At 68.6% G+C, this 9,917-nt stretch carries 9 protein-coding genes; all 9 read right to left on the reverse strand.

The window, feature by feature from the left end; genetic code table 11:
* Positions 1–547: hypothetical protein (locus PHN62_RS17140; protein ID WP_300152635.1), on the reverse strand; the 547-nt coding region annotated here is incomplete at its 3' end.
* A gap of 10 nt (positions 548–557) precedes the next feature.
* Entirely contained in the window at positions 558–2,876 is a 2,319-nt protein-coding gene (locus PHN62_RS17145; protein WP_300152636.1) for a phage tail protein, read from the reverse strand.
* A complete protein-coding gene (locus PHN62_RS17150) occupies positions 2,877–3,299 on the reverse strand; it encodes a peptidase P60 (protein WP_300152637.1) in 423 nt (140 codons plus the stop codon). It lies immediately after the preceding gene.
* Positions 3,289–4,146: a DUF2163 domain-containing protein gene (locus PHN62_RS17155; protein WP_300152638.1), complete on the reverse strand. Its 858-nt coding sequence runs from the start codon at positions 4,144–4,146 to the stop codon at positions 3,289–3,291. Before PHN62_RS17155 ends, PHN62_RS17150 begins: the two co-directional genes overlap by 11 nt.
* Positions 4,137–4,928 (reverse strand): DUF2460 domain-containing protein, encoded by a 792-nt coding sequence (locus tag PHN62_RS17160; protein WP_300152639.1) that lies wholly within the window; start codon positions 4,926–4,928, stop codon positions 4,137–4,139. Before PHN62_RS17160 ends, PHN62_RS17155 begins: the two co-directional genes overlap by 10 nt.
* Positions 4,925–9,097, reverse strand: coding sequence for a phage tail tape measure protein (locus PHN62_RS17165; RefSeq protein ID WP_300152640.1), 4,173 nt, complete (start codon positions 9,095–9,097; stop codon positions 4,925–4,927). Before PHN62_RS17165 ends, PHN62_RS17160 begins: the two co-directional genes overlap by 4 nt.
* A complete protein-coding gene (locus tag PHN62_RS17170; protein ID WP_300152641.1) occupies positions 9,090–9,248 on the reverse strand; it encodes a hypothetical protein in 159 nt (52 codons plus the stop codon). Before PHN62_RS17170 ends, PHN62_RS17165 begins: the two co-directional genes overlap by 8 nt.
* Positions 9,248–9,670: a gene transfer agent family protein gene (locus PHN62_RS17175; RefSeq protein ID WP_300152642.1), complete on the reverse strand. Its 423-nt coding sequence runs from the start codon at positions 9,668–9,670 to the stop codon at positions 9,248–9,250. Before PHN62_RS17175 ends, PHN62_RS17170 begins: the two co-directional genes overlap by 1 nt.
* A partial coding sequence (locus tag PHN62_RS17180) for a hypothetical protein (RefSeq protein ID WP_300152643.1) occupies positions 9,652–9,917 on the reverse strand: 266 nt, incomplete at its 5' end. The genes PHN62_RS17175 and PHN62_RS17180, both read right to left, overlap by 19 nt.

The following is a 9,917-nucleotide window of genomic DNA, read 5'->3' on the forward strand; positions in this document are numbered from 1 at the left end:
CGGCATAGATCCTCTCCGGCGTGCGGCCGTCTGAGCTGCGCGCAGCCGCGACCACCCGTCCATTGGGGCCGAGCGCGCCGGCCGGGACGTCGAGAATCTCGCCCGGCGCAGGGGCCGAGAGCTTGCCCGCCAGCTCCGCCCCCAGCGCCGCATCCCCCGCGGCGCGCGCCGAGGCCTCCGACGACAGGGCCGCCGCCCTGGCGAGGGCCTCGGCTGCGACCGGATCGGCATAGGCGACCCAGGCCGCCCCGTCCCACCGCCAGTAGAGCCCGTCGTCAGTCCGCCCCAATCGTCCGCGCGGCTCCGTCCTCATCGCGTCGAGCGCCGCCTTTGTCGGCGCCTCGACGGGCGAAAGCAGCGAGGACAGCGCGAAGCGCGCCAGGCCCGCCAGCGTCGGGCGTCCGTCGGGCAAGGTTTCGGCTTCCGCGCCGCTCGTGAAGAGATTCAGCGTCGCCGCGCCTCTGAGCCAGTCTTGGTAGCTCCGCGGCATGGCGCAATTCGCGCAGCCGCTCGCGCTGGCGGAGGCGCATCCGCAATCTGTCGTCATGTCGATTTCCTCAGAAAGTGAACGTCGCGCTGCAGGGAGCGCCGGGGCCGAATACCGCCGAGATTTGCCGGACGATCACAGTCAGCGTCGCCGGAGCGGGCGCGCCGTCCGCCATGCGGTCGGCGGCGGGATAGGCGTAAGCTGGCGTCGAGACGGTCGCCGTGCGCAGCAGCGCCGCGCCAGAGCGGATCTCGACGCGGTAGGCCTCGCGCTCTTCATTCAGCGGCAGATCCGGCCCAAAGGCCGTGTCCGGCTCCCCCCGCGAGCGTCGCGCCCAGGTGAGCACGAGGTCGGTCCCGTCCAGCGCCCCCGCCAGAGCGACGGGTGCATAGGGCCGCAACCCCACGCCCGCGAAGCTGCGGGTCTCGCTCTGGTAGCTCCCATGATCGCGCGGACGGTTCGCCGGCCCCCAGAGCCAGCTTTGCGGCTGGCCCCGCAGCGTCGGCGGCAGGTCCGGCTGGATCAGAGCGCCGTTCAGCCGCGCGAACCTCGCGCCGACCGCCGCCGCGCCCGAAATCAGATGCTCGGTCCCGCGCATCCCGCGGCGCAAATGCGAGAGCCGCCAGAGCCCAGAAGAAACCAGCTCCGCCGCCCGCCACTGAAGCACCTCCCATCCCTCGGGCCATTCGATCGCCCCGGCGTTGGCTCCGGCTTCGGCGGCGGCCTCCGTCGCGCTGGAGAGCAGGCCTCCAGGACGGAGCCGGACGAGCAGCTCCGCGCCCGGATCCCAGACCCAAGGCGCGGCGGGGGGAGCCAGAGACGCCTCCAGCTCGCCCATGGTCGCCCGCGAAGGAACGATGGCCGCCAGAGCCTGAGGCCCTCCCGCCACGCTCCGAAAGAGCAGCGCGCCATTCCAGGGATCCGCCCAGGCTGCGACATGCGGGGCGAAGGCGTTCTCGTCCCCCCGCAGCAAGGGCAGGTCGAGAAACACAAGCTCGACCGGGCCGTAACCCTGCACGGCGTCCACGATCTCCTGAGAGCCGCCCGCGATCCGCGCCCGTGGCGGCGTCATGGCCGTGATCACGCCCTCGAAGGGGCCGCGCCCCTCCCAAGCCAGATTGGTCAGCCGGAGATGATGCTCGCGGCCTGTCCTCATCCGGACCCCGAGAATCTGGCCGGGGCGCAGGAGCCGCGCAACCGAAGGCGCCAGGATTCCGCGCGCCGTCTCGCGGCCCATGGCGCCGGTCTCCAGCGCTTCATGCGCAAGAGACATGGCCGCCGCGCGCGACAAAGGCATGGCCGTCTGGATCGTCGTCGCGCCTTCGGGGCGCTGCAGCCGCCGCCTTGCGACGACTTCCGCAGGCTGGTGGTCCCGGTCGACGTCTGGATAAGAAAGCCGCACCTCTCCGGGGGCGTCGTCTCCGCGCGCCCGCGAGATCGTCAGGGGCGCCCCTCCGCCCTCCGCCTCTACAAGTTCCTCCTCGCCGATCGTCAGGAGCGGCGCGCCCTGCAGGGGCGAGACCCTGAAACTCCCGTCGTCGCCGAAGGCGCCCGTCAGCTGAAACGGACCCATGACCGCTTCCAGCGCAGCCCGCCCTGACATGGCCCGCTCGACCTTCAGGCCCCAGACCTCGCGCTCGGGGACCGCCTCCAGATCGACGGAGGCGCCGTAATCCTCTGCGATCCGCGCGAGCAGTCCCGTCAAATTCGGCGCCGACAAACGCCGCTCCGCCTCCGCCGAAACCATGGGCAGGCGGTTGCCATGGTTCGCGAGCGCCAACTCCTCGACAACAAGATAAGCCACGCCGCGATATGCGGGAGCCGCCCCCTCCACTGAAGCGATCAGAGCGTCGGGCGCCTCCTGCGTCCCATCGTAAAAGGTCGCCTGAAAAGTTTCGTCCATCGCCGCGATCGTGAAGCCGTGAGGATGGGGCGCAAGGACGAGATCGCCGAGCGCCTGACCGTCGAAGAAGATTCTGCGGATTTCATCGGCCCGCTCGCCCAGAGCGACCGCGAAGCTGCAGAAATAAGCGTAGGTCGTATGGGTCGCGCCGCCCCCCATCCCCTTGCCGCCGACCTCTTCTTCGGTCGCCTCCTCGCGAAACCGCGTGGCCCAGATCAGCGGACAGGTCGGGCGCGTGACGCCATAAAGCCGGGCCAGAGGCGCACCCTCGGCGACGTTCGAGAATGTCACGCTCTCAAGGCGCGGGCCTTCTGTGTCCGGCGCTTTCGGCGCGAAGATCGCCTGATCGATCATGCCGCCCAGCGCGCCGCCGATCGCCTGACCGATGGCCGCGCCCGAGATCGTGGTCCCGAGCAGCGTGAGGCCGGCAGGCATGGCTGCGGCGCCGATGGCGGATCCGATCATGGCCAGAGCGACGGTCGCCATTCAGGGAAACCTCCAGAAGCCGACGGCGCGGCGGGTCATCGCGACGCCCATAGGCGCCTCCAGCACGCGCGGTGGATGGATGGCGCGGGCGTTCGTAGCGTGGATCAGGCGCCCCTCGCCGGAAAGGATCGCGCAATGGTTCGCCACCGGGCCAGACCCGAGGCGGAAGAGCGCGACGGCGCCGGGGCCCTCCTCAGCTGGGGCGAGCCAGCGGTCGGCGGCTTCGTGGAGCGTGTCGCGGCCTGCGGCGGCCCAGTCCGGCGCATAGGGCGGGCAAGGCTCCGGCTCTTCGCCATAGAGCGCCCGCCAGACGCCGCGCAGCAGCCCGAGGCAATCGCAGCCTGCGCCGCGCGAGGCTTGGCCATGGACATAGGGCGTGCCGATCCAGAGCCGCGCCTCGGCGATCACGCGGTCAGGATTCATCGCTCTCTTCCTCGACAAGCACGCCTGGCGCGAAGAGGCTGCCGCCTGTATAGCCGCGCCCGTCGCCGCGCCGCGCGACGCGATAAGCCGCATCCGGCCCCGGCACATGCGGAAAGCCGCCGAAGCGGGCGCTGTTGCCGAAGGCGCGGCACATGTCCCAGAGCTTCGAACAGCCCGGCGTCAGTATGATCTCCGTTCCGATCTCGGCCCCGGACATCGGGCCGTAGACCGTCAGGCGGCCTCCTTCATGGCGGGCGATTTCGTAATCGACGCCCGCGAGGCGGATCAGGCCGCCGAGCCATTGGCCTTTCGGCGGGGCGCTCAGGCCGGAAATTTCAACCCACGTCCGTCCGTCCGTCGCGACCACGGTCGCCGCCTGCTGGAGAGGCCCCATCGCGAGGCCGCATCCGCCGTCGCCGAAATCATGATCGCAAGTCCCCGCGCAGGTCCGACCCTGCGGGCGGTTGAGGGCCAGAGCCGCCTCCAGCTCCAGCTCCAGTTTGATGACCGGTCCTGTCGTGACCATGTCGGCGACGACATAGGCGGGCCAACGGCGGATCACCGCTCCGGCGCTCCAATCCACCTCGCGTACGGTGATCCGCGCCCCATCATAAAGGCCGTCCAGAAGATCGGACTCAGAGATCCGATCGCTGCTCAGGAAACCAGAGACGTCCGCCGAGTCCACACCGCCGCCGATCCTCTGCTCCATGCTGGAGGCGTCGAAGCCGCCGCGCGGTTCGCAGATCACGCCCGCCACGGTCACTGGTTCGTCGTGGTTCGTGAACCCGAGACGCAGGCCGTCGCGGCGCTCTACCACCCAGGTCAGGCAACAAGAAGTCACGGCCATGGTGGAAGGCTCTCCGTGATTTCCTTCAGGGCGCGCAGGCTCTGCGCTAAATCCCGCGCCAGACTCTCTTCGTCGCCGCCGAAGCGGGCGCTAAATTCGTCTTGCTCCTCCTCAGGATAGACGTCGCGCTCATGGATCAATTCGACCAACGCGAGGTTGACGGCCTCTCCGATCGACGGGGCCGCGAGATCGATCTGAAGCGCGTCCATGTCGAATCTCACGGGCGCGTCGTAGATCCCGCCCCAGGTGACGCAGTCGCCCGAAGGCAAAGACTCGAAAGTCACGATCCCGCGCGCCGGATCCACCGTCCACCCCTCGCGCATCTCTGCGCCGTCCACCGCGATCCGGAACCATCCACAGCCGCAGCGCGGCTTGAAGATCCGGCGCCGCGATTGACGCCCGAAATTATGTTTCGTCCGATAGATCGGGATCTGGAGCGCGCCGTCATGCTTCCGAAGATCCACAAGAAGATCGTCGCAGGGCGTCGGGGCGGCGCAGCCTTTGCGGCCCATGTTGGTGTTCCAGTCGAGCCAATCCCTCATGCGGAACCCAAAGGCCCTTCCGCCCCGTGCTTCCCAGAAATCCGCCAGCCTGGTCAAACGCTCGATGTTCCGGAGTCTGTAGCCCGCCGTCCAACTCCGCCGCACGCGGCTCCAGCGCCGATTGCGCTCCTCTGCGCCGCTGTCCAGCCGGACGATCTCCACCCCGTCCGCGTCTCGCCGAGTGAAGCCGGAGGAGACGTCGGGCGGCAGAAGAGCCTCGTGGAATTGGCCGTATGTCAAAGATAACGCCTCGCTTTGCCCGCCGCGCCCGCGACGGCCGTGGCGGCCTGTTGACCGCTCGCCCCCCAGCGCGCCGAGACGGTCGTCTGAGGATCCCGGCTTTGCACGGAGATATGGAGAGAAGGCAAACGCCCGTTTCCGCCTGAAGCGGAAGCCTCCACGCCCAGCCGCCCGCCGGGGCCCTTCTTCAGGGGAAGGATCGCTTCCGGCCCCGCCTCGCCCATCAGGCCATAGCCACCGGCATGGCTGAACAGCGTCGGATTGTTCACCACGCCGCCCCGCGCGAAGGCCTTGATCTGAGAGCCCGACAACCCGAAAGCCGCCCCTTTGGCGGCGAAGAGATTCAGGCCCGCGCCCGCGTTCCCGAGGCCCTTGCTGAAAACGCCGCTGAGGAAATTCCCGACCGGCTCCAGAGAGCTTTTCAAAGTCATCTTCCCGATTTCCAGAATCAATGCGCCGACCGCCTTCCGCGCCGATTCGGCGCCGAAAACCGCATTGCTGAAGATCTCCGCCAGACCCTCCGCCGCCGTCTTCGAGACTTCGGCGAGGCCCATCTTCGCAAGCTCAAGCTGGCGCACCTCGTCGGCGACCATGCGTTGAGCCTCGGCCTCGGCGTTCGCCGCCGCCGCCATGTCGCCCTGCGCCATCGCGCGATCGCGGATCAGAGCCGCGAGCGGGCCTTGCAGCTCCATGGTTTCGCGGATCCGTTCGTTGATCTGCGCCTCCGCCGTCCGCTCCGCCTCCAGCAGCTTCAGAGCCTGCTCGCGCTGAGCCTTCTCGGCCTCCGCCTCCAGGCGGTCGGCCTCCTCCTGCTCGAACTTCGTCTGGAGTTCGGCGGCGCCATATCCTCCGGCGGTCCCGTCTTGCGGGATCTTCAACCCCCGCATCCGCTCTTCGGCCCTGCGGCGGGCGTCGTAACCGCGGGCGATCTCGGGCGGGAGGCCCACCATGGCCGCCTGCGCCTGCGCCTCCAGCGCGGCGCGGCGAGCCTCCTGCAGCGCCTCATATGCGGATTTGTCGAGGGCTTCCTGTTTCTGGCGGGCCTCGACGGCTTTACGAATGGCTTCCTCGCCCCGCACGCGGCTTTCAGCCAACGCCTTGAACTGCGCTGCTGTCTCCTCCGTCACAGGATGGCTGTCCTCCTGCGCCTGCGTCACGGCGCGTTGCGCCTCGCGCCCCGCTTCCATGGCGGCGCGATCTGCATCGAGGGCGGCCTTGCGCTTCTCATAAGCCTCCGTCCCGCCTTCCAGAGCTCGCGCCAGATCCGCCTGATCCGCCGCGGCGCGGAGGGCCAGAGCATAGGCGCCGTCGAATTCCGCCGCCGCCTTCGCGCGCTTGCGGGCTTCCTCGGCGGCCTTCTCTGCTGTCTCCCGAGCCTCCTTGGCGGCCTCTTCGGCCTTGCGCCGCGCCTCCAGCGCCTCACGCACGTCGGCTTCCGCCGCGACGGCCGCGACCGCAGCCGCCCTGACGGCCTCGGCTTGCGCTTCCGTGACTTCGACGCCCTTTTCCTTCGCGGCGGCGAGCTCGCGCTCCGCGGCTTCCAGCGCCTTGGACGTCGCGGTCGCGCGGTCCATGGCGGCTTTAGCCCGGTCGTAGGCTTCGTCGCCGTCTTGAGCTCCGGCGAGCAGGCGCGCCTGCGCCTCCGCCTCGCGACCAAGGCCCGCCGCATAAGCATCAAGCGAGGCCTTGGCCTTCGCGCGCTCTTCAGCGGCTTTCGCCCGCTCCTCCGTCGCCTTTTTCTCGGCCTCGATCTCCTTGCCGATCTCGCGGGTGCGGTCGCGCAGACCATCGCGCAGAGCCTCGGTGCGGATCCGCGCCTCCTCCAGCTTGCCCGCCGCCTCCCGGATCTCCTGCGCCTCCGCGCCAGTGGCTCCTTCCGGGATGCGTGCTTCCTCCATCGCCTTGGCGATGCGGATCCGGGCTTCTGCGGAATAGATCGCGGCTTCGACGGCCTTCAGCCCCTCTTCGCCATTGGCCTCCAGAGCCTGACGCGTCACAGCGTCGAGCTCCGCCATCTCTCGCCCGACCGCCTCCAGCTCCGCGCGCAGCTTGGCGAGGGCCTCGGCGGGGGTCTCGCCGCTCGACGCCGATCCGTCGCCGCGCGGCGGAAGAACGCGAGGCGGGGGCGGGGCCACGGTCGCCGGGGCGGGCAGAGGCAAGGGATTCGTGAGGACGTCCCGCCGCGCCTCCAGCGCTTTCAGCGCCTCCTCCGCCTTCTCAAGGGCGGCGTTGGCGTCCGAAAACTCCCTTTGCTTGATATGCATCGCCCCACGCGCGCGGGCCTCGCGCGCCACCTGCAGCGCATAGGCGCGCAAGGCTCCCTCTTCCGCCTCCATGGCTGCATTGATCTTCGCGACCTCCGCCTCAAGATTCGCCCGCGTCGCGCTATTGCCTTCTTCCTTGATCGCGTCTTCAAGAAACCCCTTCTGCGCAGCGATCAATTCACGGGCGCGGGTTTCGACGCCCCCCTGCATCTCGTCGCGGGATTTTTGCGCATCGAATAATCTGTTTTCAGCTTCGTCCAACAGGGCCAGCCGAAGGGACTCCCGCCCCTTGATGCGCTCCCGGATCGACTCAAGCTCGCGCGACGCCGTTTCCTGCGCCGCCGCGCCTTCGTCGCGCACCGCCGCCGCATAGGCCTCCGAAGCCCGCTTGAGCTCCTCGCGATCCTTCTTGAGCTGATCTTCGATGGTCCGGAGCTTGTCATAGGCCTCGCCGACCTCGAAGGCGGCCTGCTCGATATCCTCCAGGCGCTCCGCCGCCGTCTTGGCTCCTCGCGTGAATTCCAGAAAAGTCACCCCCGCCAAGGCCACGACGAAGCCGAGCGGCCCGCCGAGCGACCGCAAGGCCATCCCAAGCCCACGCGCGGAAAGCGCCGCCCCGCCGATGTTCTTGGAAAGCGTGATCAGCCCCAAACCCGTGGCCAGCGTTTTCGCCAGCACGAAATTGAAGCCGCGCGCCACCAGCACCGCCGCCAGCGCTGTCGCCGTCCGCTCGATCCACGGATAGAGATCCTCGAAATTCTCCGCGAGATATCGCACGACGTCCGTCAGGCGCTGCACGGCCCTCGTCGCCGCCTCCACTCCGCCATCGTCGGCGACCGTCAGGAGGAAGTCCTCCCAGGCCGCTCTCAACTCGAGCAGCGCGCCATTGAAGCCCTTCATGCGGGCTTCGGCCTGATCCTGCGCCGAGACGCGCCCGATGGCTTCGGCGAGCTTGTTGATTCCGGCCGCCCCCTGATCGGCCAGAGCCGCTGCGGTTCTGAGCGCGTCATCGCCGAAAATCACCTTCAGGCTGTTCAGCCGCGCCTCTTCGGAAAGCCCTGCCAGGGATCGCCTGAGGGTTTCGGCGATATCCGGCAGATCCTTCAGATTGCCCTGCGCATCGTAAAACGACATGCCGAGGCGGCGCATTTCCTCACCGGCCTCCTTGCTGGCGGGCGTGAGGCGGAGGAGGAAGGTTCTGAGGGCCGTGCCAGCGTCGGCGCCCGACGCGAATTGCGTCGCGGTGCCCGCCAGAGCCTGCATCAGCTCGCCGAAGCTGAGACCAGCCTCGGCCGCCGATCCTCCGGCGTTGGCGATGGCGTAGCGGAAATCGTCGAACCCGAATTTGCTGGCGATGGCGCCGCCTGCGATCTGATCGACGATCTGAGGCATGCCCTCCGCGCCGATCTTGAACTGACCCATGACGTCGGTGGCGAGATCCGCCGCATCCGCAAGATCCGCGCCCATGGCCCGCGCGAGGATCAGCGAGCTTTCCGCCGCGCCGCCGAGAACCTGCTGAACGTTCAGGTTGTTCTTGATGAGGATTTCAAAGGCGGCGGCGGCTTCGTTCGCCGTCGCCCCGAGAGGGGAGCGGCCCATCTCGCGCGCCGCCGCCTGCAGGGCGCGCATCTGGGTCTTCGTGGCGCTCGCCGCGACTCCGGCCCGGATCAGCGCCGCCTCGAAATCCCCCGCCGTGGTGATGGCGTCCTTGCCGAGCTGGAAAGCCCCGTAGCTTGCAAGGGCTCCAGCCATGGCGTTCTGAACATTTCGCGCCATCTCCTGCGTCCGGCGTTCGATGGCCTTCATCCGCTGGTTCGTCTGACCATGGGCGCGCTGGAGAGCGGTTTCGAAGGCCCGGGTCCGCGCCTCCAGCGTCACGATCAGGCGTTCCAGCTCCTCAGACATTCGGCATCATCTCCAGAAGTTCGAAATATTCGTCGTCGGAAGGCGCGGCGGGCGCTTCATCCTCGCCGCCATGAGCCTCGTTCCAGCTCCGGACGAGGAGGCGCATCTCCGCCAGCGTGAGGAGATCGACCTCGCGCGGCCCAAGACTCATCAGGAGGCCGTTTCGGTAAAGGGCTCCGAAGTCGAGGAGGTCCGGCTCCGGCGGCGCTTCGGTTTTTTTTTATCCGTCTCGATCTCGTCGCCCGCGCCTGGGTCAGGCAGAAGCGCCCAGGCGAGGATCCGCAGAGCGGGATCCACGTTCGGGACCAAAGCCTCGCCCTCGACATGGAGCCGGACGAGGCGCAGAGCCTCGACGGGGGGCGCCCCGCCGCCGATCAGCCCGAGGCGGAGGGTTTCGAGCAGATCATCCGCGCGCCAGTCGTGGCTCAGCAGCCGCCGATAGAGCGCGTAAGGCCCGACGCCGGTTCTTTCCTGCAGCTCCCGCAGCTGCTTGATCGGGAGGGCGAAGCGGTGAGGCCCGTCCCCCCAATCGAATTCGAGATGAGCGGGGCGCATCAGAGCGTCGAAACCCATTCCACCGGGCCGGAGCTGTCGATCGTCGCGGAGACGTCGACCAGCCCGTTGTCGCCCTCCTGCCCCAGCTCGAAACCGGAGAGCAGGGCGCGCCTGGCGAAATGGCCCTTGAGCTCCGTCCTGTCCTTGGCGCGGAGATAGATGCGGATGTTCTTCTCGCCGCCCGTGAACCAATCCCACCACATGGGCTTGTCGGTGGCCGCCAGCTTGCCGGATCCGCGCGCCGAGGCCGAGAGGGCCGTCTTGA

Source organism: Neomegalonema sp., from assembly GCF_028688855.1.
Taxonomy (GTDB): Bacteria; Pseudomonadota; Alphaproteobacteria; order Rhodobacterales; family Rhodobacteraceae; genus Neomegalonema.

Bases quoted from the DNA above. Each gene is read 5' to 3' on its own strand.
- PHN62_RS17165 (WP_300152640.1), bottom strand. From the start codon at position 9,097: ATGTCTGAGGAGCTGGAACGCCTGATCGTGACGCTGGAGGCGCGGACC.
- PHN62_RS17170 (WP_300152641.1), bottom strand. From the start codon at position 9,248: ATGAGTCTTGGGCCGCGCGAGGTCGATCTCCTCACGCTGGCGGAGATG.
- PHN62_RS17155 (WP_300152638.1), bottom strand. From the start codon at position 4,146: ATGGCCGTGACTTCTTGTTGCCTGACCTGGGTGGTAGAGCGCCGCGAC.
- PHN62_RS17175 (WP_300152642.1), bottom strand. From the start codon at position 9,670: ATGGGTTTCGACGCTCTGATGCGCCCCGCTCATCTCGAATTCGATTGG.
- PHN62_RS17145 (WP_300152636.1), bottom strand. From the start codon at position 2,876: ATGGCGACCGTCGCTCTGGCCATGATCGGATCCGCCATCGGCGCCGCA.
- PHN62_RS17150 (WP_300152637.1), bottom strand. From the start codon at position 3,299: ATGAATCCTGACCGCGTGATCGCCGAGGCGCGGCTCTGGATCGGCACG.